The organism is Paramicrobacterium fandaimingii (assembly GCF_011751745.2).
Lineage (GTDB): Bacteria > Actinomycetota > Actinomycetes > Actinomycetales > Microbacteriaceae > Paramicrobacterium > Paramicrobacterium fandaimingii.
Map to the genome: position 1 here is coordinate 3,403,747 of NZ_CP061170.1, position 23,253 is coordinate 3,426,999.

A 23,253-nucleotide genomic window follows, 5' to 3' on the forward strand; every position below is an offset into this window, starting at 1 on the left:
CCACGACCATCCGCCGACGGGCGGCATCCCGATAGACCTGCACATCAAGCACCCACGTGACGCCGAAGCGATCGGTGATCGCATGCCATAAAGGAGGGCGCACCGCGATGAAGCGAGCGACGGGACCACGTCGGCTCCTTCAGCGATGGCGACGGCACGCTTGAACAACTCGGGCCACGCCGCTACCGGCTTACCTCCGGGTCGTGGTCATGAGTTTCCCTTGCAACATCCATGAGCCATTTCTTTGTGCCGATCCATACGACCGACCAGCGTGCTCGCGGACACGTGCGCGGTACTCGCGGTACGTCTATCGAGCGTCTCTCCCGCCTCAGCGTAAGGCAACCAGATCAAGTAGAACGCGCTACCGGTCAGGCGCTAGCGAGAGCGGCGTCGATCTCCGCGGCGGTGGGAGACGTAGAGGGGCCGGCCTTCGTCACCGCCAGAGCCGCCGCGACATTGGCACGGCGCACTGCTTCGGGCAGCGGCATTCCACGCAGCAGCGCTGCCGTGAGCACACCGCCATGGGCATCACCGGCGCCGTTCGAGTCGACGGCAGTCACCTCAATCGCCGGGATCGTCTCGGCGGCAGCTCCTGCTCGAGCGAGGAAAGCGCCGTTCTCGCCGTCACGAACAATGACCGCGCCACCGACACGAATCATGCTGCTCAGTCGTTCCGCGGCGGCGGATTTCTCACGACCACCGCTCAGAATCTGCGCCTCTCGCGCATTCAACGTCAAGATGTCGGTGCGACGCAGCACACGATCGCGCACGTCGGCATCGAGTTCGCCGATGAGTGGACTCGGATCGAGCACCACCCGTATGTTGCCCGGAATACTCTCGAGCCATCCGGGGATGACCGCCGCATTTCTCGGGTGAGCGAGGCTGTACCCGGAGACGAAGATGATGTCGTTCTCGTGCAGCGCGACGCGCGCAAGATCGTCTGCCGTCAGCATCCCCTCGGCACCGACGGATGTCACGAACGTGCGCTCGGTCGTGGCGTCGACGAGGGCAACGCAGTATCCGCTGTCGACATCCGCAATGCCCGTCTGCACAACGTCGAATCCACTGTCGGCCAAGGCTGCACGCACCGTCGACCCGAACGGGCCTGTGCCGTATTGCCCCGTGAAGACAACTCCGGCACCATCGCGTGCGGCGGCGATCATCGTGTTGAAGCCGCCGCCCGCCGTGTGCAGCGATGAGTGCGCGAGCGTGTCGCCACCCGGCTCGGGAATCGCGTCGATCTGCATGACAAGATCGACGATCACATTGCCGACGTAAACGAGTCGGCCGCGGGCAGGCATGCCTTGATCCGACTTGCTCGACTCAGACACTGTCGGTCACCGTTTCGCGAGCGTCGCCCGACGTTAGCGGAATCGCACCAGCGCGCGCCCCGCCGAGCACGAAGTAGAGCCCACCGGCGATGACGAACGTGGCAATCCAGGCCAGGCCGTTCGTTGCGACCCAGGTGTGCGAGAACGCGCCCGTGAACCACGGAGCATCCGCCGGACCCACCTTCGAGAACAAGAGCCCCACGACGATTGCGATGGCCCACGACCCGAAAGCACGCCACTCGATGCCGCCGCGATACCAGTACCCGCTGTCGGAACGCAGATTGAGCAGGGCATCCGGGTCGTAGTTATGACGCTTGATCATGTCGACGAGGAACACGGCAAGCCAGGCGGTAATGGGGATGGCGAGCACCGAGATGATCGTGATGAACGGGCCATAGAAGCTGTCGGCGACGAGCATGAAGTAGAGCGCTCCGATGAATGTCACGAGTACATCGAGGGTGACGGCGTAGATGCGCTTCACCTTGATTCCGAGCGTCAGCGTTGTGAGCCCCGCCGAGTATACGGACAGGTGGTTCGAGAGCAGCAGCCCGCCAAACGCAGCAATGAGGTAGGGAACAGCCATCCACGAGGGCAGAAGTTCGCGGATCGCCGCGACCGGGTCGGATGCTTCGGCCAGCGACGGGTCGCCGATGGTCACGAGCGAACCGATTCCGATCAGCACAATAAGAGGGATGCCGGCGCCCGCCGCCGCGGATGCCACAAGGTGTCCGGCGCGCACTGACTTCCGCTGGTAGCGCGACATGTCGGCTCCCGCGTTCGCCCACCCGATTCCGGTGCCCGCGGCGATGACGCTGATGCCGACGAGCATTGCGCTGACCGGGCCGGGCGCTGCGGCGAAGACGGCCTCCCAGTTGACCGTTGCGACGATGAATGCCGCAACGACGAGGTTGAGCGCACCGAAGATCCACGTCGACCACTTCTGGATGACCAGAATCGCCGCGTGCCCGAGGCCGGAGACGAGCAGCGTGCATACCTCGAAGATCACGATGGCCACGATCGCGAGCAGGGGAACGGCCTTCGCGTCGCCCGACACACCGAACAGGATCGTGAACAGAGACAGCAGCACGAATGCGCCGGTCGTCGTGTTCACGGTCTCCCAGCCGAGCCGCGACAGCAGCGAGACGAGTGTGGGCCCGATGTTGCCGCGCACGCCGAAGATGGCGCGGGAGAGCGTCATGCTCGGTGCTCCACCGCGCCGGCCGGCGATCGAGACGACGCCAACGAGCGCGAACGCACCCGCCGCGCCGATCACGGCGACGATCACGGATTGCCAGAAATTGAGCAGTTGGAACGCCACGAGCGACGCCCCGAGCGGCAGGCCGAGAATGGAGATGTTCGCGGCGAACCACACCCAGAAGAGCTGCAGCGGGTTTCCGTTGCGCTCGGAGTCGGGCACGGGCTCGATGCCGCGCTGTTCAATTCGTGAAGGGATGTTGTCGCTCATGGACGTCCTTGTCGGTCGTAGTGAAAAAGAGAGGGTGGGATGCTGCTCAGCGCACGCGCAGCTCGAGAAGCTGCCGTGCGATGGGTTCGAGTTCGAGAGAGTTGATGGAGGTCACGTGCTCGACGGCGTCGCGCGGCCACAGTTCGGTGCCGCCACACGCACCGAGAACCGCACCGGCCATCGCGGCGATCGTGTCGGTGTCACCGCCGAGGCTTGCGGCGGTGCACAGCGTCTGCCAGGGGTCGCTCGACACAGAGACGAGGGCGATCGTCGCGACGACGGACTCCTGCGACGCCACGGACGTGCCGATGACCTCGCGCAACACGGTGGGATGCTCGGAAACCGGAGTGGCACCGAGAAGGTCGCGCGCCCACGCGCCGCGTGACGCGATCGAGCCGCCGGCCACCCAGTGGCCACGCCGCTCGCCGATGTGGGCTGCGGCAAGAGCTGTGTCAACAGCATCCTGAATGCTGCCGCCGTGAACGCCGACGCTCACAGCGGCGCCGATGGCGGATGCGCTGGCGATGCCGAGTGATGTGTTGTGCGTGACAGCGCTGGCTTCGACGACGGCGTCGACGAAGGCGTCGAGGTTGTCTGGCGATACAGCGATGCCGATGGGTGCCACGCGCATGGCCGCGCCGTTCGTCGAGCCGAAGCGGCCTGACTCGCTTGCGGGAACGCCCTCGAGAATGCGCTGCACGGCCTGCTTTGTCGACGGACCGAGCAGATCGAGAGAGCCTTTTGCCTGCATCTCCTGCTCCCAATCGATGAGAGCCGAGGCGAATGCCCGTTCGTCAACATGCCCGTCACCCTCAATGAGAAGTCGGGCGAGAAGCAGAGCCTGCTCGGTGTCGTCTGTGATGCTTCCTGCCTGCATGCCGTGTGCGATGCGCTGGCGCGGACCGGCGTCCACAAGAGAATCAATCGAACCGTAATCCTCGGCGATCTCGACGGGCGACATCGACTGCGTCGGCATGCCCAGAGCATCGCCAAGTGCGAGGCCCAGCAATGCACCGTGGGCTCTGTCGAGTCGGGATGCCGCGGCCTGCTGCTCTTGACGCGGGGCCGTCGCGGTCATTTCAGGTCTCCAGATACAACGTGCACGCGGAATCGTGTGGGGTCGAGCAGGCTGACGACGCGCTCGACGAATGCGCCGTCGGCTGCGCGTGCAATGCGCACGAGGTGCAGAAAGAGGTCGCCGGGCTCGCGGCTGAGAATGGCCGCGTCGGCTGCGCTCAGCGGTGCGATGCCGATCCACTGCTCGATCCGGGCGGGAACGAGGCCGGATGCCGCCATCGTCGATGCGAGGGAGCCGTCGACGAGGCCATCTTCGGGAGTGTGGGCCAGCGCGCCGATGGCGGGAACCCGGCTGCGCTCGAGTGAAACTGCCTTGCCGTTGACAACGTGGCGTGTGCGATCGAGGGCGAGAAAGTCGACGCTCGCGAGGCCGACTGTCGCGGCGAGCTCGTGGTCGACGATGCGCTCCATGCGGAGCACCTTCGACTCGATGGTCACGTCGCTGCCGACCAGCGGCTGGCCCCAGCTCGTCGAATCGCTGAACTCGTGGTCGTCGAACATGACGAAGGAGCCGACGCCGCTGCGTGTCTCGATGAGGTTCTGGTTCGACAGCTCTTGCAGTGCCTTGCGCACGGTGCCGCGGCTCACGTCGAACTGCTGGGCAAGCTCCACTTCGCCGGGCAGCATCGACCCGCGGCCGTAGCGTCCCTCGTGGATCGCCTGCCGAATCTTCGTCGACACCAGATCTTGTTTGAGGCTCCGGGGTTCATGCACCGTCATGACATGTACTGTACCTGTTTACTTGCTGTCCACACAAGTGTGCAAGATTTATCGAGGTCCCAATTGCGGCACCTGTCACTACGGAAGAGTCACACCCTCAAACCAACGCAGCGCGTCTGCCGCCATCGTTGGGTCTTCGTCGTCGTTCCACATCTCGATGGAGACAGACCCACGAAACTCGCATGCTTCAAGAGCAGCCAGCACCTCGCGCCACGGCACCACGCCGTCGCCAAACGAAACCCGCCGAAAGGCACCGGGCCGAGCATCCTTGAATTGCACCGCGTAAGCATATGGCAGCGCCACGGTCAGCTCCTCAACAACGTCGAGCGAGTTCCCCGCGTAATTGCCGACGTCGATGTAGAGCTTCACGTCGGGCTTATCGATGTCGGCCAGAAGAGCAATTCCGTCAGCCGCCGACAGAACATCCTGCCCATCGACGTTCTCAATCGCGAGAGTGATGCCCAGTTCGTCTGCGATCGAGGCCGCCGCACGCATCCCATCAGTAAATCGGCCGCGCACATTGTCGTCTCGCGGCCCATCGAACACGAAGTATCCGGCGATCTGCACGCACTCCGCGCCGAGATCGCGAGCGAGCCCGAGGGCACCGCGCGCTATGTCGTCGGCACGACGGCGAATGGATGCTTCTGGGCTCCCCCATGGAAAATCGCGATGCGCACTCAGCACAATGGTGCCTATACGACTGCCAGCGTCCGCCGCACACTGACGCAATTCGGTGCGCTCGCCTTCTGACCACGAGAGTCGCTCCAGCTTGCTCGGGCTGCTGTCAACGGAGAGCTCGACGAAGTCGTAACCCGCGTTCGTCGCCTGGCGAAATCGCTCAGACCACGTGGTGCCCGACAGCGCCTTCTCGTACACCCCGATCGCCGACGATACGCGACGTATCGCCGGCAACCGAGAGTCCCCCCAGGTCATGACCCTGAGCCGATAGGCACCTGCCCGTAGTCCTTCAAGTACCACGAACGCGAGGCCGCGATCGTCTCGTCGTCGAGCGGCTCGATCTCACCGCGCAGCATTGCGAGGTGCGCGACCTCGGCGCACTCTTCGGTGTACTGCGCGGACCGCAGCGCCCGCTGCGCGTCGGATCCGATGGTGAATACGCCGTGCGACTTGATCAGCACGGCAGTGCTGTCGCCCACGTGCGCAACGATCTCCTTGCCGATCTCTTCCTCGCCGATCACGGCGTAGTCGGACACCGGAATCGGAGCACCGAAAAGCGCCGCGTGCGTCGTTGTGAAGACAGGAATCTCCTCGCCACGCATCGCGAACGTTGTGGCATACGGCGAGTGCGTGTGCACGACCCCGTGAATGTCGTCGCGGTGGCGATAGACATACACGTGCGATGCCGTATCGACCGAGGGCTTGTACGGCCCCTCAACCACAGCACCATGCAGGTCGACAACACTCATATCGTCAGCGGTGAGTTCATTGAAGCTCACGCCACTCGGTTTGATGACGACGAGCCCCGAATCCACATCACGCGCACTGACGTTGCCGGATGTTCCAACGACGAGACCATTCGCCTGCAGGTCGAGATTCGCCTTCCAGACATAGTGCTTGAGTTCTTCGAGCATGATTCCTCCTACAACGCCTCAAGTTGTTCTTCGCCCACGTCGACAGTCACGTCGATGTCGTCGATCTCGTCGGGAATCTGCACATGGATGCCGAGGTGGTCAGCGACCTTCTCGACAATGCGGCGCGCCGTGAGACCGTGCTCGTCCATGAGATAGCGAGCGGATGCTCCATGGGCGAACGTGTCGTCAATGCCGATGCGCACAAGGGGAACCCCCGCACCGATTTCCGCCATGGTCTCGGCGACTTCAGACCCAAGACCGCCAATCACCGTGTGGTTCTCGACGGTAAATACGGCCTTCTTCGCTGCGCGGATCGAATCGGCGATCGCCGGGTCGTTGAACGGCTTGTGGGTTGTGACGTGCCTGTGCGTGATCGACACCCCGTGCTCCTCGAGCACGCGGCGAGCGCGAATCACTTCTTCTGTGCAGATGCCGCTCGAGAAAATCGTGACGTCTTCGCCCTCTGAGACATGGCGGATGCGGTCGAGCTGCATCGGCTCATCGAACAGACGCGGAATGGCACCGCGCAGCATCCGAATGTAAACCGGGCCGTTCACGGCGTGTGCCACATCGAGAACAGACTCGATGTCTGCGGCATCGCCAACCTCGAGCACCGTCATGTTGGGAAGCCCGCGCATCAGACTGATGTCTTCGATCGCCTGGTGCGAAACGCCGCCCGGCGTCATGATGCCCGGAAGAAAGCCGACGAGCTTGACAGGCAGGTTCGGGTAGCAGATCGACATCGCCAGCTGGTCATACGGCCTGCGAACGAGGAATACCGCGAAGGTGTGCAGGTAGGGAACGAGCCCCTCGCGCGCCATTCCACCGGCCCAGCTGAGCATGTTCTGCTCGGCCATTCCCAGACTGTAGAACTGCTCGGGGAGCTCAGATTTGAACGCCGCGATCTCGGTCGACCCCGTGAGGTCACCAGAGAGCACGAACACCTCCGGCTTGTCTTTCGCCCACGTCACGATGTTTCGGGAGTGAACCTGTGTCTCGATCATGAGTCTTCCTCCTGAAGCTCTGCGAGTGCAGCCGCGAACGCTTTCGTGTCTTCTTCCGACTTCGGGCGCACATAGTGAAGGTTGGGCTTGCGGTCGTTGAGGTACGGCACGCCCTTCGCTGTGTCGGTGTACGCGAGCACAACGAGTGGCTTGCCGTTAGCTTCTTTCGCCTCGACGGCAGCGTCGATGGCTGCGATATCGTGACCGTCGACGACGGCGACGTCCCAACCGAAGGCTTCGAAGCGCGAGTTGATCGGCTCGACGTTCATAATGTCTTTCGTGAGACCATCGACCTGCTGACCGTTGACGTCGACGAAGAGCATGAGCTTGTCGAGCTCGAAGAAAGCCGCTGCCTGCACACCCTCCCAGGTCTGGCCCTCTTCGAGCTCTCCATCAGACAGGAAGACGACGGTGCGGCCGGTGTCGCCACGCAGACGTCGAGCGAATGCGATGCCACCGGACTGGCTGAGCGCTTGACCGAATGAGCCCGTCGTCAGTTCGAATCCAGGCGAGTGCTCGGCGCCGATCATCTCGAGCGTGCTGCCGTCTGTGTTGAAGCTCTCGAGCTCTCCCTCGGCCAGACGGCCGACGGACTCGAGTGCTGCGTAGATGGCAACGGCATAGTGAGCGGGGGAAATGAGAAAACGATCGCAGTTTTCAGTCTGCTCACCGTGAAACCGACCACCAGAGGGCGACTGCTGTTTGCTTCCCGGAACGCCGGTGAACGGGGGCGACGGCAGAGCCTCGTCGAGGTGCTCGAGTTTGAGAACCTTCGTGTAGAGCGTTGCAAGAACTTCGGCGGATGACAGCGCTTGGCTCAAATAGCATCCATTTTTCAGAATGGTGAGTTCGAGCACGCGTGCCCGGATGCGCCGGGCGACGCGCTCGGCTTCTTTCTGCCAGGCACCGCCGTCGCATGCGGCGGGCAAACCGCCTGGTGAAGATTGAGTGACTGTAGACATGTCTCTCCTTGTGTAATGGTGAGAATTTGTGTGTGCGGCCGTCAGCGAGACAAGCTGCGGCCGGGGTCTGTGATGAGATTGCGAAGCTCGTCGCGAGTCGTAACGACCTGCTCTCCGTATTGCGAGAGCGCGAGTGCAGCCACGGCACACCCCGACACGACGGCGTTGTCACGGTCTCCGTCGAGCCAAGAGTGCAGGTAGCCGGCGGCGAACCCGTCACCGGCGCCGAGCCTGTCAACGATGTCGACAGGAAACGCCGGAGTGTGGCCGACGACTCCATCGACAGACGCCCACGCACCCGTGCCCGATCTGCTCATGAGCACGGTGCCGGCGTTCGACATCTCGCTGAGCTGAGCGACGACCGAGTCAGACCCGCCCTGCAGACCATAGAGGTCGCGCGCATCGTCATAGCGGCAGAAGAGAATGTCGGCGTCTTCGATGAATGGACGAAGTGCCTGCGCTGCGGCCGCGCACGACCACAGGTTCTTGCGATAGTTGACGTCAAACGACACGGTGACGCCAGCGGCTTTCGCCCGTGTGAACGCCTCGGCCGTGATCGCCAAGGCAGAGTCCGAGAGCGCCGCAGTCAGTCCCGTGAGATGCAGCACACGCGTGTCGAGCATGCGGTCCCAATCGACGTCCGCGCTCTGCATTCGAGTGAATGCGGTGTCGGCACGATCAAACGTGACCTGCGTCGGACGCGGAGCGCCGGAGTATTCGACGTAGTAGGTGCCGAGGCGTGCTCCGGGGACACGGTGAACGCCGCCAAGATCGACCCCGTATGACCGCAGCTGCGTCTCGACCCGACGGCCGAGAGCCGAGTCGGGCAGGGAGCTGATCCAGCTGGTCGACCAACCGAGCGACGACAATCCCGCGAGGACGTTTGCCTCGGTACCCGCAATGCCAACCTCGAAGCTCGATACCCTGTCGATTCGGTCACCAACGGGAACGCTCAGGCGAATGCCGCCCTCGCCGAATGCCGTTACGTCGTAGGTTGCCATTGTGAGCTCCTCTCAGCCTGCTGAAGCTCGGTGCGGAGCGATTGCGCCGCCGCTCGAGGATCGTCAGCTTTCACAATGGTGGAGCCGACGGCGACAACGTCGAAGTTGCCCCGCGGGAAGTAGGCAAGGTCACCGAGCGCGAGTCCCCCGGCGAGGGTGACTCGCGCATTTCCCCGGTCCACGCTCTCGAGCCGCTCCAGCGTTGTGCGAATCTCGCCGTCGTCTTCGGCTCGAAATCTGCCCGAGCGGTGCGCGATGATGTGGCTGACTCCAGAGTCAACCCACTGCTGCACCTCGTCTTCGGTCCAATTCTCTCCCAACTCAACCTCGACCTCGCCGCCATGCGACTGGGCCGATGCCAGCGCACCGGAGATGACGGTCATACCGGATTCGCCGACCACAGTCACCCGGCTCGCGCCGGCAGAGAACGCGAGGTCAGCGAACTTTCCGCCGGCACGGGCGATTCGAATGTCGGCGACGATCGGAGCATGCGGGAACTCAGCACGAAGTGCTCGAACCGCGTGAAGACCCTCGCTGAGGCAGAGCACCGTGCCCGCTTCGATCACATCGACCGACGCGGCGGCAGCTGTGGCTGCGGCGAGCGCTTCCGCTGTCGTAAGCGTGTCAAGCGCGAGCTGAACCTGAACGGCAGACATTATTCAGGCTTCGCCAGGCTGAACTGACGACGGGGGTTGTCGTACATGAACTTGTGGATCTGCTCTTCAGAGAAGCCCTCTTCGAGAAGACGCGGAATGAAGCGCTGCTTGATCCACTGCCATCCGGGCCCGAAGCCGTACACCGTGTGGTGGGAGCGGCGACCCATGTCGTTGCAGAGCATCAGCTGGTCGCCGAAGCCGTCCTTCACGAGCTGGCGCAGCAGGTCGATGCGCACGCTGTCCGGGTAGTACTTTGCCTTGCCCGGGCCGTCGTAAATGAGCGAAGCGCCGGTTTCGAGCATCTTGCGGTGGTACCAGAGGTCGGGGTTGCGGTCGACGTGCGCAACGGTCATGCGGCTGAGATCGAACCCTTCAGACGCGGCGATCTCCAGCTGCTCAATGCCCATCGTGCCGCCCGTTGTGTGCGTGCTGATGGGCGCGCCCGTGCGCTTTGCCGCCTGCACGGCGGCGCGAATGACCATGTCTTCGCCTGGCGTCACGTACATGTACGCGGTGCCGACCTTGATCCAGCCAGCCTTGCCCGTCGTACCACCCATGCCGGTTTCGATATCGTCGACCATCTCCTGAGCGATGTTGTCGACGCCGCGGTCGGTGATGTTGGGCTCCATGCCGTGCTCTTGGCAGATGTAGCCTGTGCACGCGATAACGTGAACGCCGGCCTCCTTCGAGGCATCGACCATTCCTTGCGGGTCGCGGCCCCAGGTCTTCGGCGTTGCCTCGATGATCGTGCCGCCGCCGATCCCCTTGTACTCGGAGAGCATCTGCACGCCTTTGGCGTAGTCGTCGAGCATGTGATCCTGCTCGTTCTTACTCCCGTGCCCCTGAGGGTGGGTGAAGATGTGCTCGTGGGGCATTGTGTAGCCCATCTCAGACGAGTCGACGTCGCCGAGGACTGTACGAAAAGTGTCAGTCATTGTCTGTTTCCTTTGCTCGATACTGGTGGACGTGTGGGTCATTTCAACTTGATGCGGTTCATACTCGCGGTGTCGATGTCTTCGAAGCTGCGGCCCTTTGTCTCAGTCGCGAACAGATAGAGGATGCCGCCGACGACGAGGAGTCCAGCCATGATGAGGAACGCCGGCACGACAGCATCCTGAGTCGCTTCTGGAGAAATGAGGTTTCCACTGCCAGACACGATCGCAAGCAGCGCGGGGCCGAACACCTTGCCGAGTGCACCGAGGCCATAGGCCATGCCGAGCCCTGTCGCTCGAACGTTCGACGGAAACATCTCAGATGTGAACGTGTTGATGATGCCGAATGAGCCGTCGCCGAAGAGGAAGGCGCCGAGAACGCCGATGTAGAAGACAGAGATGCCAAACCACATGGCGTCGCCCGAGAGAGCCGACATTGTGACGAAACCGGCACCGACGATGCCGCTGATGAACATAGTCGACCGGCGGCCGATGACATCGGCGATGCGCGACGAGAAGAGCCGACCGATGAGCGAGGCGAGGCTCACCAGCACAAACAACTCCGCGGCCTGCGCCGGATCGATGCTCATGAGCTGCGTGAGAAGCGTCGGACCCCACGCCTGAACAGACGCCGAAGCGGTGATGAAGCAGAACGAACCGATCGTCGCGATCATCAGCGGCTTGCGGTGGTTGCGCCAGACCTCGCCGAAACCCACGGCCGACTGTGTGAATGCTTCTGACGGGGGAAGCACGACGTCTGCTGGATCCATGTGGCGGTACCAAGCGACGTTCGTGCGCGCCTCTTCGATGCGTCCCTGCTGAATCAGCCAACGCGGCGACTCTCTCACGATGACGCGGATGGGGAAGACAAGAATGACAGGGATCAGACCGAGAAGGAGCAGCCCGCGCCAGCCAAGAGTATCGCCCCACAGGGCGGACGCCTGGGCGCCGAGAAACAGCCCGACGGGAATGAAGACGACAGCGAGTCCGGCAATGCGACCACGATGCTTCGAGGGAACAAACTCCGAGATCAGCGGAATGTCGACAACTGGAAGACCACCGACGCCGAATCCGACGACGACGCGAAGAAGTGCGAAAAGAATCCATGCGCCATCGGGGATAGCCGCACACACGCCGGTTCCGACGGAGAACACGATAACCGTCCACAGGAACGTGGGGCGGCGGCCGATCTTGTCAGCGATGCGGCCCCAGAACAGGGCGCCCAGGGTCGTGCCGACGCCACCGGCGAGAAGAATCGCGGCGCTCTCACCGAACGTCAGCTGCCAGGGCCCGGCGATGATCGAGATGATGAAACCGATAATGAAGAAGTCAAAAAACTCGACAGTGTTGCTTACCACGGCCGCGCCGACAAGCAGGCGCTGCCGTCGAGTAAGTGGGCTCTGCTCGATTGCCGCAATCGCAGTCGGAGCTGTTCCCGGTTGTGTCATGCTCGCTCTCCCTTGAGTGAGGTGGGATAAGGAATGTTGTGGGCGAAGTTCGCCCGAACGATTGAGCCACTGTAGGCAGGTGGCCGCCGTATCGATAAGCTCAGCATGAGCATCCGCTCTTGTACTATGTCTGACCACTAGCTAGATTGGCGCAATGGTGCCGAACGAAGCGACAAGATCACATCGCAAGTTGAGCATCCGCTCACAGCTCGTGCAAAGTCTTTGGGCGGAAGAACCCGAGCGCCAACGTGCGATGCTGCTTCTCGACGTCGCTCGTCAGTACTACGAGTACGGAATGGGGCAGGCCGAAATCGCCCAGGCGACCGGTTACTCACGCCCCACCGTTGGACGCATGCTCGCAGAGGCGCGCGAGGTCGGAATCGTCAACATTCAAATCATGCATCCCCTGGAACGCAGCGTCTCACTTGAGCAGACCATTCGGTTGCGCTACGGGATCCAACACGTGCGCGTGGCTCCGCGCTCGGCGGTGAGCGACGGCATTGTCGAAGTCGGTAAGTCTTGCGCTTCGCTTTTGGAATCGGTACTGCAACCAGGGATGTCTCTCGGGCTGTCCAATGGGCGCATTCACAACCAGATGGTCTCTGAGTTGCACCATATGAAAGGCCGCGGCGTGACAGTGGTGCAGATGGTCGGAGGGCTCTCCCGCAGCACTCGACTTCTTGATGGCGATGAGCTGTGCCGACGCGCTGCAGAAGCATTGGGGGGAACGTCGCACAGCCTTCGCGCACCGCTTCTCGCGCGGGATGCGAACGCTGCGCAGGCTCTCGCCGCATCACCGGACGTGGCACGAACCCTCGAACTGGCCGAGGGCGTCGATGTCGCGGTCATCGGAATCGGGGCCGGATTTCGCCATCCGGCCAGCGTCTTTAGCGGCACACTCACGGGCGATACGGTGCGCACGTTGCACAAGCATGGCGCTGTCGGCCATATTCTGGGGCGATTCGTTGACTCGAGCGGCCGGCCCGTCGCGACGAACCTTGATAGGAGGGTCATCGGAACGACGCTCGAGTCGCTGCGAAACATCCCCTTCGTCGTCGCCGTCGCCGCGGGAACTGAGAAGGCTCCCGCGATTGCGGCAGCACTGCGTGCCGGGCTTATCGATGTGCTTCTCGTTGACGTCACAGCAGCGCAGGAACTCGCACACCTGCCAGAATCTCCGACCCGAACCCCGCAGCGGTAACTAGCGAGAACGAACGTCACACGCGCCATCACTGCGAACAAGTTGTGAATCGACGTGCCAATTCGAGATTGGTGCGGTTTTCACCAGCTTCATTCGGTCACGTCGGCGATCTCACTTCAGATGCTTCAAGAGCCTCGGCTGGATCTATCTGCGAGACGGGCGAGGCAGCCATGAGATTTGGGGGCTACACGTACGACGTCATCCCGGAGCGCGACGGCAAATAGGGGGTGTTCGAAATAGCCAAGCTCGGTACTGGCGGGCGGGCGCACAGCCTTGCGGAGGTTGATTTCGAAGCGCAGGGGCGTCGCTGCCATGTGGCTCAACGTCACACCCTTCACCGTCACGGTAGCTGTGACGGTGAAGGGTCCCGAGAACGAGGTAGCCGAGTGGACAGCTGCCGAGCACGACGAGTTGGAAGCCCGTGCCGCGCAAGCCCGAGCCGCCGAACGTCGCCGCGCAGTAGTGCGGGAATTACGAACCCAGAACGACAGCGCGGCGGACGTCGGCACTGTGCTCGGAATCAGCAAGCAGCGCGTCTACCAGCTCGAAAAGGCGTAGCCGCTACGCAGCATCCCACTTGGCCTGCACGTCGAGCACCCATGTGACGCCGTAGGTATCGGTGAGCATGCCGTAGAGCAGTGCCCATTGCGACGCGGCGAGCGGCGCAATGACCGTTGCGCCCTCGGCGAGAGCATTCCAGTAGCGCGTGATCTCGTCAGCATCCGTTCCACGCACCGACACGAAGACGGGGATCGTGCCCGGCTCATACTGCGTGTGCCCGGGAACGTCATATGCCATGACACGGAAGCCAGCATCGGATTCGACCTGGCCCCACATGATCTGATTCGCTTCGTCGACTGCTGTGACGCTCTGCGCATCGGCATAGGTGATGACGGCGAGGCTGCCGCCGAAAACGGACTGATAGAACTCGAGTGCTGCGCGGGCCTGGCCGCGAAAGTTCAGGTGAGGGGTGACATTGACAGTCATGATGCTCCTTGACGATGAAGTGACGTGCGACCCTGCGGTCGCGAGTACCCGGAGAGCATGTCATCAGTAGCGGTCAGATCACGTCCGCTACTTCGCGTAGATTGTCGTCATGCCGTCACCGACACCGCGAATACTGTCTCTGCTGTCGATCATGCAGACCGGCGGAACGTGGCCAGGCGCCGCCCTCGTCGAACGGCTCGGCATCAGCCATCGCACACTACGTCGAGACGTCGACCATCTGCGGCAGCTGGGCTATCGCGTCAGCACAGTCATGGGGCCAGACGGCGGGTATCGGCTGGATGCTGGTTCGGAGTTACCGCCCCTGCTGTTCGATGACGAGCAGATTGTGGCGTTGGCCGCGGCGCTTCAGGTCGCAGCTACAGGAGGCTCGGGCATGGGTGACGCGTCGGCGCGTGCCCTCGCCACGGTGCGACAGGTTCTGCCGTCGCGCCTGCGGCATCGCATTGACGCGGCAGCTGCAGATTCGATTCCGCGATCGGGCGATGCGCCAGCACCACTGGTCGACCCGAAGGTGCTCGCCGCCGTCGGCTCCGCGACGCACAACACGGAGGTGCTGCGCTTTGACTACACGAATGCTCCGGATGCTCCGGCCCGACGCGTGGAGCCGCACGGCATTGTCACGCAAGCCGGCCGCTGGTACCTCGTGGCCTGGGATCTCGACAGGGACGCGTGGCGACTGTTCCGCATCGATCGCATACGGCCACGGCTTGCCACACACCTCCCGTTCACGCCCCGTGCGATTCCCGGTGGGGATGCTGCGACGTTCGTGGCCGCCCGGCTGAAGGGCTCCGAGCGAGCAGACGCGTGGCCGTGCATCGGTACAGTCGAACTGGCTGTGCCCGCACGCGAGATCGCGCCGTTCGTCGGGGACGGCACCGTCGAAGTTCTCGCCGCTGACAGCTGCCGCCTCGCCGCGGGATCGTGGTCATGGATTGCGCTCGCAGCATCCATCGGCCGCTTCGACGCCGGCATCGAGTCAGCGCAACCCGCGGAACTCGCACAGGCGTTCGCCACGCTTGCAGACCGCTTCTCGCGTTCGGGAAAACAGTCACCGTCCACATGCTGACGGTTGCGTGAGTTCTCCACATGTGCGCCACGAACAGGTTTCGCACGGTTCGTGATCACGTTCAATGAGAGAGCCGTACCCGACGCGTGACATCATCATTGGCCATATATAAACTAGAGGGGATTTATATATGGGAGGCATTATGCCCATCACGAGCATCGACATTGATGATGAGCTTCTCGATGAGGTCAAGCGCATCACCGGATCACGAACGAAGAAGGAAGCCGTCACCGCGGCACTCCAACGCACCGTCATGATGCAGCGCCAACTGGACGCACTGGACGCAATCGCTGATCCCGAGTTTCAAGAGATCCTTTCGCGCATGCACGAACCCGCCAACGGGTCACCTCCGCAATCATGATGCGGTCGCAAGGCATCGCCCTGGGCACCACACCAACGCTCACGGGATCGGTTCCACCTCGAGCTATCGTTGACAATAGCGTCTGGCAGCGTGCTCATGTGGAGGACGTTCGGGGTGCCCTCACGGAGCTTTTTCGCGCGGGCTATGAGGTCGTAACCTGCGCCCCTCAGCTTCTCGAGGCTCTCTGGAGCGCACGCAGCAGAGCCGACCATGCGCGGATCGCGGCCACCTTCGGTCGCTTTCAGACCGTTGATCCCCAGCCGGGATTTGCTCGAGGCTGCTCCCGCTTACAAGGGAACCTCTGGTCACACGGCATGGTCCGCGCCGTCGGCAACACCGACATTCAGATCGCGATGACCGCGCTCCAACATGACTGCACAGTTGTTCACTACGATCATGACTTCGAGCTGATTCAGCACGTCGAACCCGCGTTCTCACAGCGCTGGATTGCCGAGCGCGGTTCGCTGCCGAACTAACGGCGAGGCAATGTAGAACCGACACCTCACACGGACAGAAGAGCGAAATCGCGCACACGTGAGGAATAACCCCAGAATGCCCCCTACGCGAAACACTCACTACACGCGGTTCGTCATCGAACGCCGAACGCCGAACGCCGAACGCCTGCGATGATCTAACGATCAAGCGGACTAGCGACTGCGTCCCAGATTTCACGAGCGATCCACTCGCCTCGTCCGCCCCGGCCCCGTCGGCCAAGGCTTTCGACCCAACCACGTTCCTCGGCCTTTCGCAGAAGCGCCGAAGCTGTCGGCTGGCTTACCTCAAGGGCACGCATGACAGCCGAAGTTGTAACGAGCGGATTGACGAATATGACATCGATGAGACCAGGTAGCGTGGATCGATCGCCATATGCTTGCCGGCGGTACCGCTCACGCGCTGTGACAAGGGTGCGGATCCGCTGTGCACTCTCATCCGCTTGAGTCGCAACCCCTTCAGCGAAGAAGGACACCCATTCCTCGATTTCACCGCGCTGTCTCACGCCCATCAACCGGGCATAGTACTCGTCACGGTGACGCTCGAAGTACCCGGCGATATGAAGAATTGGTGATGCAAGAACTCGGTCGTGAATGAGACCAAAGCCGATAAGCAGTCGCCCAACCCGCCCGTTACCGTCGAGGAACGGGTGGATGGTCTCGAACTGGTAGTGAAGAAGTGCACTTCGAGCAACAGGCGTCGTTGTGGGCTCCTCGTTGGCGAACCGTTCCCAATCGGTGAGCAGCGAGCCAATGTGCTCCTGGATCGGAGGAACGAATGCTGCGTTTTGCGGGCCTGCGCCCGCGCCGCCGATCCACACCGGCGACGCCCGCAACTCGCCCGGGCGCTTCTCATCGCCACGCACTCCTGTCATCAACGTCGCATGCACCGCGCAGAACAAGCGTTGCGTGAGAGGCAGGGTTTGCAGCAGCTCTACGCCCTGCCGCGCCGCATTCAAATAGTTAAGAACCTCAAGAACGTCATCATCATGAATCTCTTCACCCGAGCTCTCGGCAGCGAGAACATCGCTAAGCGAGGCTTGCGTACCCTCTATGCGCGAACTTGAAACCGCCTCTTGAAGCATCGAAGGGCCCAAGAGGAGATCGGGGTCGTCGACAAGCTGCCCCAAACCGTCGAGCCGTCCAAGAGCGATATCCGCTCGTGACAACGCTTGCGCGGTCACTGAGCTGAATTCCAACGTGCGAGGTATCTCCGTGGGGAGAAAGTACGGGTAGGTCCACGAACTGATCGGGTTCCGAGTCACTTCACCGAAGCGGCTCGAGCTGAAGTCGTTTGCCTTCATTTCCCTAAGTTATAAGATAAGAACGTATTCTTCAATAACTTTTGCTGCAAAGTGTAAACATTCTTATAACTTCACCGTGGTTCGCTCTGCTCCCATCCTGCACGGTCAGTCGGCTACGGCACCACGACCACAGTCGAACGACGCTGGTTAAGCGATGGCGACTGTCGCCACCGGAGCTGTCAGACTAAGCAGCCGCTCCACCATGTGCGGCGCCAGAGGGCCTTCCGTCTCGAGAACCAAGCGCACGTTCGCGCCCGGGTGATCGACGGGCCCCAGGCGCTGCCCCCGCAGGTCGCAGACGGTTTGGCCACGGCCGGGACCGTCAGTGACATCCACCTCGACGGGCACGGCCGGCGCGACGCGCGGCAGCATCCCACCCACGGCGATCGCAGCGGCCAGAGGGTCGTGCAGAGCGCTGCAGCGCCGACCGTACTCGTCAACATAGAAGTCGAAGTAGTAATCGAGGGCAGCGCCCACCGCACGCACGATCGGAGCCTCGGCTGTGCACAAGCGTTCGCGATCATCCTCGTCGAGCACATTGGCGAGCGTCGTGTCGAGCGGCACGAGCGTGACAGGCCAGGATGCTGCCATCACAGCCTGCGCCGCCTCCGGATCGTGGGCGATGTTCGCCTCGGCGAGCGGCGTGATGTTGCCGGGCACCAGGGCGGCACCCCCCATCGCCGTCACCCGCACAACACGCTCAGCGAGCGACGGATCGCGGTGGAGCGCAACGGCAAGGTTCGTGAGCGGCCCGACGGCGACAACCTCAAGGTTGCCGTCGTACTCGTGTGACAGCCGGAGCAGCAGGTCTGCGGCATCCTCACCGATCGGCATTGCGCTGGTCGCGGGGATCTCAATGTTGCCGATACCGTTCACGCCGTGCACGTGCGGAGCTCCGCCAGCGAACTCCCCGACGAGCGGATCGTTACGCCCAACCGCCACCGGCACATCACCGCGATCGGCGAGCGCCAGCAGCCGCAGTGTGTTCGTCACACCCTGCGCAGCGCTCACGTTGCCGTGCACACCGCCAATGCCCACGAGGTCAATCTCGGGCGAGGCCAGCAGATAGGCGAGAGCCATGGAGTCGTCAACGCCGGTGTCGCAGTCGAAGTAGACGGGGCGGGTCATAGAAGTTCCTTACGGTGAGGGTTGGAGATCGTCGTGATGAGTGCGGCGGGTGCCGGCGGAGAATCTGCGGGGTCACTCGCGGGCGGGAGCCGCTTTCAGCACAAGGCTCGCACCAAGCGCGAGCACAGTGATCACGACAGAGATCACGAGCGCCGTCGTGTAACCGCCGATGCCACCCGATCCGACGAACGGCGCGACAATCGCGATGCCGAGGCTCGCACCGATGCCGAACGCGGCACTGTTCATGCTCGGCAGCGCAGACGGCGCTTCGATCGGCGACTGGATGACGCCGAGCCCGTTCGACGTGGTGAGAACCAATCCATTGTAGGCGACGCCGAGGATGGCGATCATGGCAAAGACGACCCACTGGCTCTGCGGGAACATCGTGATCACGACGAGCGCGGCAAGGCAGATCACCAGACCGATTCGAAGGATGCTGACCCAGCCGACCTTCCCGGCAAGCCACCCGGCGAACGGAGCCGCCGCCAGCCCGATCAGCGCGGGCGGGGCGAGGAACATCAGGGCGCTTGTCGCCGCGTTCATGCCGAACCCGATCTCAACATCCTGACTCAGCATCACGACAGTGAAGTTGATCACGGCGAACACGCTCGAGAGCGTCAGAACTGTTGTTGCGATGACCGGCCATACCTGGCGGGATTTCAGGTGTTCCACAGCGATGAGCGGCGTCGTGCGACGCTTCTCGATGAAGACGAACGCGGCGAACGCGAGGATCGTTCCGATCAGAAATGCGATGCTGAGCGGCGCGAACCAGCCTTGCGCGCCACCGATCGACACGAAGTAGGTGATGCCGATGAGCCCGAACGAGAGAGCGGCGGCGCCCCACCAGTCCATCTTTCCTGTGGATGCTGCGCCCGTGTCTTTCGGCGCGGTCAACCACACGCACACGAGAGCGAGGATGCCGACGATGAAGATCACGACGAAGAGCGAGCGGAATCCGAACGCGTCGGTCAGCAGCCCTCCGACCCAGCCGTCGATGCCGCCCACACCGCCATTGATCGCGGTGAGCACACCGAGCATCGTGCCGAACATCTTCTTCGTCAGCGACTCGTTGAGAATCACGTAGGAAAGCTGGAACGCCGCGCTTGAGGCGCCCTGTAGCACGCGGCCGACGAGCAGAATCTGCAGGTTCGGCGCGAACAGGCACAGCAGAGTGCCGACCGAGAGGATGCCGAGCACGATCAGCAGTCCGCGCTTGCGACCGATGAAGTCGCTCCACCGCGCGAGCAGCACGCCACCGACGGCTCCGGCGAGGAAGAACAGCGATGATACCTGCGACACCGAGTCGATGTCGACGCCGAGGGTGCGCGCCATGTCGGGCAGCGCAGGCGTGATCATGCTGGCATTCAGCTGAAACGCCACGACCGCGAGAATCAGCGTCGCGACGAGCCCGATCGCGCGGCGCCCGTGGAGCTTTCCATCACCGCTCGGGCTCGGGCCAATGGATGCCGCTCCCGAGGAAGTGACTCGAGTTGATGACATGAAAAGACTCCTTTGTCTGAGGGTAGGGGGCGGATGCCGGGGAGGATCTCGTGTGCAACTAGTACGATGTTATACCTCTCGGGTACAACATGTGCAAAGCGAGGATGTTGTTCTGATTGAATGGAGCCGACGCAGAAGCGCGACCGGATGCAAGGAGCACGATGGCCCTCATTGACGAGTTCCTCGCGGAACCACTCACGACGACCGTGGGTCAACCGCTGCGGGTCGCCGCCTACACGCGCATCACGCAGGGAATCCGCGACGGCGTCTTTCCCCTCGGCTCCGCACTCCCCCGCGAGACCGAACTCGGCACGTCACTCGGAGTGAGCCGCACGGTGATTCGCGAAGCGCTCATGCTGCTTGAGGAAGACGGCCTCATCACCACCCGACGCGGAGTCGGCCGATTTGTCGCAGCATCCGCTCCCAAAGTCGGGCTCGAAGACCTACGCCCGTTCGAAGTGGCACTCGCGAATGCCGAGCATCCCGTCACCGTGAAACCGACCACCTTCGTGATGCAGCCGAACACCGAATTCGTGTCGAGCAACCTGGGCCTCGACCCCGAGGCGAACACCTGGTTTCGCGAGAGCGTGCTGTCTCGCGCAGACGAGCCGATAGCAATCGTGCAGGAGCATCTTCCCGCCGGCCGGTATCTCAGCGACATCAGTCCGGCAATCGCGGCGTCGTTCCAGCAGGCGGCCGAGCAGAATGCGACGTTGTTCGCCGGGTTGCTCGAAGCCTGCGGATCAATCTTCTCGGCAAGCTCGTGCCAGATCACGCCAAGCGTCGTCGGTGCCTCCCGAGGCAAGCAGCTGGGGCTTGCGGCATCCGATCCTGTCATCATCCTGACGCAGGTGGTCGAGCACAACGCGACGCCCGTCTACCTGGCCAAGTGCATCGTCTCGTCGCGCGTCGGGCACCTGACCGTCATTCAAACCCCGTCAAACTGACCCGAGGACCCCATGGAATTCGACATCGAGCTCACCGTCGTCGGCAGCATCAACGCCGACATCTCCGCGATCACCGAGCGGCTGCCTGGCCCGGGCGAGACCGTCGGCGGCGGACGCCTCGCACGCGAGGCCGGCGGCAAGGGTGCCAACCAGGCGGCAGCGGCGGCGCGGCTTGGCGCACGCACGCGCATGGTCGGAGCCGTCGGGTCGGATGCCGATGGAGCAGCAATGCGCCGGGCCCTCGAATCCGCGGGAGTCGATCTCACGCACGTGGCCACGGTCGACACCGAGACGGGCACGGCGCTGATCGTTGTTGATGCTGCCGGGGAGAACCAGATCGCCGTGTGCGAGGGGGCGAATGCCCACGTCTCGATCGACGGCGTCGAGTTTTCCGAAGCCGACACAGTTCTGGCGCAATTGGAAATCTCGCTCGACACCGTCACTGAAGCGGCTCGACGCTGCCGCGGCTACGTCGCGCTGAACGCGGCGCCCGCTATGCCGCTGCCCGCCGAACTCATCGAGCGCGCTGACCTGATCATCGTCAACGAGACGGAGTACGAGCTGATCCCCGAGTTGGCGGATGCTGCGCTGGTCGCCGTCACCTACGGGGCGAAGGGCTCTGCGATGCTGGAGCGTGGGCAGCAGGTGGCGTTCGCGGATGCTGTCAAGACGAGGCCCGTCAACACCGTCGGTGCGGGCGACGCATTCTGCGCGGCGCTCACGATCGCCCTTCGCGCGGGCCTCCCTTATGAGGCTGCGCTGCGCACCGCGAACGCGGTCGGGGCGGCGGCCGTCGTCGACCCGGCGTCGCAGCCCGACCTCGAGCGCCTCGAGCACTACACGACGTAGTCAGCGCGGCATCCTCTGGCTGACCTGGCTGAACTCCCAAGCTGGCCTCACTGCTCGCGCAAATCAAGAACCAACTTTTGCTATACACGTGGGGGCTTTGCATAGCAAAAGTTGGCCCCCAATTAATACCGGCAACGCCACAAGCGTGACTCGCGGGGTCACTGCGCCCCGCCGCACAGCTTGTTGGGCGAACGCTCATCTGGCACCAGTGGAACGAGTTCGCCTCCGGTCCGGGCTGTCCGGCTGACGGAGGCTGCGGAATGCCGGAGCCTGTCACGCCGCGGTGCCAGCATCCGGCAGTCGAAAATCGTTGCCTCCGCCGCGCCCTTCCCCTCGGCGGCACTATGGGCTGAGCCCAGAAGAACGAACTCGGCTTCTCAAAAGTCTGCCGTAGAAACTGACTGAAACGACCACGATCGCGTGGTCTCGCAGGTCAAGCTCAACTATTCCGAGAAGGAGGTCAATCCGGGTGGTGAAGAACAGCAGTAAAGAGATCACATAGAGCACCCCTACGGCACATCTGCCTCGTACACAGCGCAGTAGCGGCATTGTCGGCGATCGCGTTGCGCAGCGGCCGACCGCGTGAGAGCTCGTTGTAGTCGGCGCTACCGTTGCGCAGGGCGAGGTTTTCGAGACGCTCCGCGACCCGGGCGCCGCGGCGATCAATCGGGCGCATCGTCTATTGCGCGCTGACACTCGAACCAAGAAACTCGCCGAACTTCTGCACAGCGAAGTCCGTGCGATCCGAGCCTTTCACGACGAGACGCTTCGAGAAGACACTCGTGCACCTGCAGTCTCGGCGCGCGAAGATGCCCCGACACAGGCGCGACAGCGGCGGACTCGGAGGCTCAAGAAGTCACTCGAGCTTGTCGACGTGCTTCTGGGCAGCATCCTCGACATTCTCGGCCCGCTCCTCGATGCCGCGAGCGCAGGCACCATCACCATGGCACGTGAGGCGCTGAAGGCGTTCATCTAGATTCCCTCAGCACGCGTTCACGCGAGCGCGCCGACCATGATCGACTCGACGATCTCGTCGACAGCGCTGCGATCGGGCGTCGCTCCGAGCTCTCCCGCGAACAGCAGATGCCCTGTCCCCACCAGTGAGAGAGCGAGGACGTTGACGTCAGCATTCATTGCAATGCGACCCGCAGTCTGTTCGCGCGCGAGGTAGTCGGCGACGCCAGACGTTGCCTGAGCGAGAACGGGAATG

The 23,253-nt window shown here is 63.0% G+C and carries 25 protein-coding genes; 8 read left to right on the plus strand and 17 right to left on the minus strand.

Going from position 1 to position 23,253, the window contains the following annotated elements; genetic code table 11:
- Positions 1-368: 368 nt before the first annotated feature.
- The 12 genes from HCR84_RS16440 to HCR84_RS16495 all read right to left on the minus strand — a co-directional run bounded on the left by HCR84_RS16440 (position 369) and on the right by HCR84_RS16495 (position 12,188).
- Positions 369-1,331, minus strand: coding sequence for a PfkB family carbohydrate kinase (locus HCR84_RS16440; RefSeq protein WP_235940746.1), 963 nt, complete (start codon positions 1,329-1,331; stop codon positions 369-371).
- A complete protein-coding gene (locus HCR84_RS16445) occupies positions 1,324-2,796 on the minus strand; it encodes a purine-cytosine permease family protein (protein ID WP_166979199.1) in 1,473 nt (490 codons plus the stop codon). The genes HCR84_RS16440 and HCR84_RS16445 overlap by 8 nt, the downstream gene beginning before the upstream one ends.
- Positions 2,797-2,842: 46 nt before the next feature.
- Entirely contained in the window at positions 2,843-3,874 is a 1,032-nt protein-coding gene (locus HCR84_RS16450) for an ADP-ribosylglycohydrolase family protein (protein WP_166979196.1), read from the minus strand.
- Positions 3,871-4,593 carry a GntR family transcriptional regulator gene (locus HCR84_RS16455; RefSeq protein ID WP_166979193.1) on the minus strand — a complete coding sequence of 241 codons (723 nt, stop codon included), beginning with the start codon at positions 4,591-4,593 and terminating at the stop codon, positions 3,871-3,873. Before HCR84_RS16455 ends, HCR84_RS16450 begins: the two co-directional genes overlap by 4 nt.
- A 78-nt stretch (positions 4,594-4,671) precedes the next feature.
- Positions 4,672-5,526: an L-ribulose-5-phosphate 3-epimerase gene (locus tag HCR84_RS16460; protein WP_166979191.1), complete on the minus strand. Its 855-nt coding sequence runs from the start codon at positions 5,524-5,526 to the stop codon at positions 4,672-4,674.
- Positions 5,523-6,185, minus strand: a complete 663-nt coding sequence (locus HCR84_RS16465) for an L-ribulose-5-phosphate 4-epimerase (RefSeq protein WP_166979188.1) — start codon at positions 6,183-6,185, stop codon at positions 5,523-5,525. Before HCR84_RS16465 ends, HCR84_RS16460 begins: the two co-directional genes overlap by 4 nt.
- Before the next feature lie 8 nt (positions 6,186-6,193).
- Positions 6,194-7,189: a transketolase family protein gene (locus tag HCR84_RS16470; RefSeq protein WP_166979185.1), complete on the minus strand. Its 996-nt coding sequence runs from the start codon at positions 7,187-7,189 to the stop codon at positions 6,194-6,196.
- Positions 7,186-8,151, minus strand: a complete 966-nt coding sequence (locus tag HCR84_RS16475; RefSeq protein ID WP_166979182.1) for a transketolase — start codon at positions 8,149-8,151, stop codon at positions 7,186-7,188. The genes HCR84_RS16470 and HCR84_RS16475 overlap by 4 nt, the downstream gene beginning before the upstream one ends.
- A 41-nt stretch (positions 8,152-8,192) precedes the next feature.
- The gene (locus HCR84_RS16480) at positions 8,193-9,152 is read right to left on the minus strand and encodes a sugar kinase (protein WP_166979179.1); all 960 of its coding nucleotides are present in this window, start codon (positions 9,150-9,152) and stop codon (positions 8,193-8,195) included.
- Positions 9,134-9,808, minus strand: coding sequence for an orotidine 5'-phosphate decarboxylase / HUMPS family protein (locus HCR84_RS16485; RefSeq protein ID WP_166979176.1), 675 nt, complete (start codon positions 9,806-9,808; stop codon positions 9,134-9,136). The genes HCR84_RS16480 and HCR84_RS16485 overlap by 19 nt, the downstream gene beginning before the upstream one ends.
- On the minus strand, positions 9,808-10,743 hold the full coding sequence (locus HCR84_RS16490) for a phosphotriesterase family protein (RefSeq protein ID WP_166979173.1): 936 nt from the start codon (positions 10,741-10,743) through the stop codon (positions 9,808-9,810). The genes HCR84_RS16485 and HCR84_RS16490 overlap by 1 nt, the downstream gene beginning before the upstream one ends.
- Positions 10,744-10,781: 38 nt before the next feature.
- Positions 10,782-12,188 (minus strand): MFS transporter, encoded by a 1,407-nt coding sequence (locus HCR84_RS16495; protein ID WP_166979170.1) that lies wholly within the window; start codon positions 12,186-12,188, stop codon positions 10,782-10,784.
- 154 nt (positions 12,189-12,342) lie between these two features.
- Here HCR84_RS16495 and HCR84_RS16500 point away from each other — a divergent pair, with 154 nt between their 5' ends.
- Together HCR84_RS16500 and HCR84_RS17535 are read left to right on the plus strand one after the other, a co-directional pair.
- Positions 12,343-13,389 carry a sugar-binding transcriptional regulator gene (locus HCR84_RS16500; RefSeq protein WP_166979167.1) on the plus strand — a complete coding sequence of 349 codons (1,047 nt, stop codon included), beginning with the start codon at positions 12,343-12,345 and terminating at the stop codon, positions 13,387-13,389.
- 312 nt (positions 13,390-13,701) lie between these two features.
- Positions 13,702-13,947, plus strand: a complete 246-nt coding sequence (locus HCR84_RS17535) for a hypothetical protein (RefSeq protein WP_208322089.1) — start codon at positions 13,702-13,704, stop codon at positions 13,945-13,947.
- A 3-nt stretch (positions 13,948-13,950) separates the two neighbouring features.
- On the opposite strand, the gene HCR84_RS16510 is transcribed toward HCR84_RS17535, so the two are convergent.
- Complete coding sequence (locus HCR84_RS16510) at positions 13,951-14,376, minus strand: VOC family protein (protein WP_166979164.1); 426 nt, start codon at positions 14,374-14,376, stop codon at positions 13,951-13,953.
- 109 nt (positions 14,377-14,485) lie between these two features.
- On the opposite strand from HCR84_RS16510, the gene HCR84_RS16515 reads away from it, so the two are divergent.
- From HCR84_RS16515 to HCR84_RS16525, 3 genes are all read left to right on the plus strand, one after another.
- Complete coding sequence (locus tag HCR84_RS16515; RefSeq protein WP_166979161.1) at positions 14,486-15,463, plus strand: helix-turn-helix transcriptional regulator; 978 nt, start codon at positions 14,486-14,488, stop codon at positions 15,461-15,463.
- A 142-nt stretch (positions 15,464-15,605) separates the two neighbouring features.
- Positions 15,606-15,824 (plus strand): type II toxin-antitoxin system VapB family antitoxin, encoded by a 219-nt coding sequence (locus tag HCR84_RS16520; protein ID WP_166979158.1) that lies wholly within the window; start codon positions 15,606-15,608, stop codon positions 15,822-15,824.
- Positions 15,824-16,300: a PIN domain-containing protein gene (locus HCR84_RS16525; RefSeq protein WP_268921444.1), complete on the plus strand. Its 477-nt coding sequence runs from the start codon at positions 15,824-15,826 to the stop codon at positions 16,298-16,300. The genes HCR84_RS16520 and HCR84_RS16525 overlap by 1 nt, the downstream gene beginning before the upstream one ends.
- Positions 16,301-16,455: 155 nt before the next feature.
- Here HCR84_RS16525 and HCR84_RS16530 read toward each other — a convergent pair whose 3' ends face one another.
- From HCR84_RS16530 to HCR84_RS16540, 3 genes are all read right to left on the minus strand, one after another.
- Entirely contained in the window at positions 16,456-17,619 is a 1,164-nt protein-coding gene (locus tag HCR84_RS16530) for a Fic family protein (protein ID WP_166979153.1), read from the minus strand.
- Positions 17,620-17,766: 147 nt separating this feature from the next.
- Positions 17,767-18,747 carry a nucleoside hydrolase gene (locus HCR84_RS16535; RefSeq protein ID WP_166979150.1) on the minus strand — a complete coding sequence of 327 codons (981 nt, stop codon included), beginning with the start codon at positions 18,745-18,747 and terminating at the stop codon, positions 17,767-17,769.
- Between the two features lie 72 nt (positions 18,748-18,819).
- Positions 18,820-20,247 carry an MFS transporter gene (locus HCR84_RS16540; protein ID WP_166979147.1) on the minus strand — a complete coding sequence of 476 codons (1,428 nt, stop codon included), beginning with the start codon at positions 20,245-20,247 and terminating at the stop codon, positions 18,820-18,822.
- A gap of 161 nt (positions 20,248-20,408) precedes the next feature.
- Here HCR84_RS16540 and HCR84_RS16545 point away from each other — a divergent pair, with 161 nt between their 5' ends.
- From HCR84_RS16545 to HCR84_RS16555, 3 genes are all read left to right on the plus strand, one after another.
- Complete coding sequence (locus tag HCR84_RS16545; RefSeq protein ID WP_166979144.1) at positions 20,409-21,194, plus strand: GntR family transcriptional regulator; 786 nt, start codon at positions 20,409-20,411, stop codon at positions 21,192-21,194.
- A gap of 12 nt (positions 21,195-21,206) precedes the next feature.
- Complete coding sequence (locus tag HCR84_RS16550) at positions 21,207-22,043, plus strand: PfkB family carbohydrate kinase (RefSeq protein WP_166979141.1); 837 nt, start codon at positions 21,207-21,209, stop codon at positions 22,041-22,043.
- A 682-nt stretch (positions 22,044-22,725) separates the two neighbouring features.
- Positions 22,726-23,019 carry a hypothetical protein gene (locus HCR84_RS16555; protein ID WP_166979138.1) on the plus strand — a complete coding sequence of 98 codons (294 nt, stop codon included), beginning with the start codon at positions 22,726-22,728 and terminating at the stop codon, positions 23,017-23,019.
- 17 nt (positions 23,020-23,036) lie between these two features.
- On the opposite strand, the gene HCR84_RS16560 is transcribed toward HCR84_RS16555, so the two are convergent.
- Positions 23,037-23,177: a hypothetical protein gene (locus HCR84_RS16560; protein ID WP_166979135.1), complete on the minus strand. Its 141-nt coding sequence runs from the start codon at positions 23,175-23,177 to the stop codon at positions 23,037-23,039.
- Positions 23,178-23,253: the final 76 nt, after the last annotated feature.

Excerpts from the sequence above, each read along its gene's own strand:
- HCR84_RS16525 (WP_268921444.1), top strand. The coding sequence starts at position 15,824 with ATGCGGTCGCAAGGCATCGCCCTGGGCACCACACCAACGCTCACGGGA.
- HCR84_RS17535 (WP_208322089.1), top strand. The coding sequence starts at position 13,702 with ATGTGGCTCAACGTCACACCCTTCACCGTCACGGTAGCTGTGACGGTG.
- HCR84_RS16495 (WP_166979170.1), bottom strand. The coding sequence starts at position 12,188 with ATGACACAACCGGGAACAGCTCCGACTGCGATTGCGGCAATCGAGCAG.
- HCR84_RS16560 (WP_166979135.1), bottom strand. The coding sequence starts at position 23,177 with ATGAATGCTGACGTCAACGTCCTCGCTCTCTCACTGGTGGGGACAGGG.
- HCR84_RS16470 (WP_166979185.1), bottom strand. The coding sequence starts at position 7,189 with ATGATCGAGACACAGGTTCACTCCCGAAACATCGTGACGTGGGCGAAA.
- HCR84_RS16550 (WP_166979141.1), top strand. The coding sequence starts at position 21,207 with ATGGAATTCGACATCGAGCTCACCGTCGTCGGCAGCATCAACGCCGAC.
- HCR84_RS16510 (WP_166979164.1), bottom strand. The coding sequence starts at position 14,376 with ATGACTGTCAATGTCACCCCTCACCTGAACTTTCGCGGCCAGGCCCGC.
- HCR84_RS16450 (WP_166979196.1), bottom strand. The coding sequence starts at position 3,874 with ATGACCGCGACGGCCCCGCGTCAAGAGCAGCAGGCCGCGGCATCCCGA.
- HCR84_RS16530 (WP_166979153.1), bottom strand. The coding sequence starts at position 17,619 with ATGAAGGCAAACGACTTCAGCTCGAGCCGCTTCGGTGAAGTGACTCGG.
- HCR84_RS16500 (WP_166979167.1), top strand. The coding sequence starts at position 12,343 with ATGGTGCCGAACGAAGCGACAAGATCACATCGCAAGTTGAGCATCCGC.
- HCR84_RS16460 (WP_166979191.1), bottom strand. The coding sequence starts at position 5,526 with ATGACCTGGGGGGACTCTCGGTTGCCGGCGATACGTCGCGTATCGTCG.
- HCR84_RS16455 (WP_166979193.1), bottom strand. The coding sequence starts at position 4,593 with ATGACGGTGCATGAACCCCGGAGCCTCAAACAAGATCTGGTGTCGACG.
- HCR84_RS16535 (WP_166979150.1), bottom strand. The coding sequence starts at position 18,747 with ATGACCCGCCCCGTCTACTTCGACTGCGACACCGGCGTTGACGACTCC.
- HCR84_RS16540 (WP_166979147.1), bottom strand. The coding sequence starts at position 20,247 with ATGTCATCAACTCGAGTCACTTCCTCGGGAGCGGCATCCATTGGCCCG.
- HCR84_RS16490 (WP_166979173.1), bottom strand. The coding sequence starts at position 10,743 with ATGACTGACACTTTTCGTACAGTCCTCGGCGACGTCGACTCGTCTGAG.
- HCR84_RS16445 (WP_166979199.1), bottom strand. The coding sequence starts at position 2,796 with ATGAGCGACAACATCCCTTCACGAATTGAACAGCGCGGCATCGAGCCC.
- HCR84_RS16515 (WP_166979161.1), top strand. The coding sequence starts at position 14,486 with ATGCCGTCACCGACACCGCGAATACTGTCTCTGCTGTCGATCATGCAG.
- HCR84_RS16480 (WP_166979179.1), bottom strand. The coding sequence starts at position 9,152 with ATGGCAACCTACGACGTAACGGCATTCGGCGAGGGCGGCATTCGCCTG.
- HCR84_RS16545 (WP_166979144.1), top strand. The coding sequence starts at position 20,409 with ATGGCCCTCATTGACGAGTTCCTCGCGGAACCACTCACGACGACCGTG.
- HCR84_RS16485 (WP_166979176.1), bottom strand. The coding sequence starts at position 9,808 with ATGTCTGCCGTTCAGGTTCAGCTCGCGCTTGACACGCTTACGACAGCG.
- HCR84_RS16465 (WP_166979188.1), bottom strand. The coding sequence starts at position 6,185 with ATGCTCGAAGAACTCAAGCACTATGTCTGGAAGGCGAATCTCGACCTG.
- HCR84_RS16520 (WP_166979158.1), top strand. The coding sequence starts at position 15,606 with ATGCCCATCACGAGCATCGACATTGATGATGAGCTTCTCGATGAGGTC.
- HCR84_RS16475 (WP_166979182.1), bottom strand. The coding sequence starts at position 8,151 with ATGTCTACAGTCACTCAATCTTCACCAGGCGGTTTGCCCGCCGCATGC.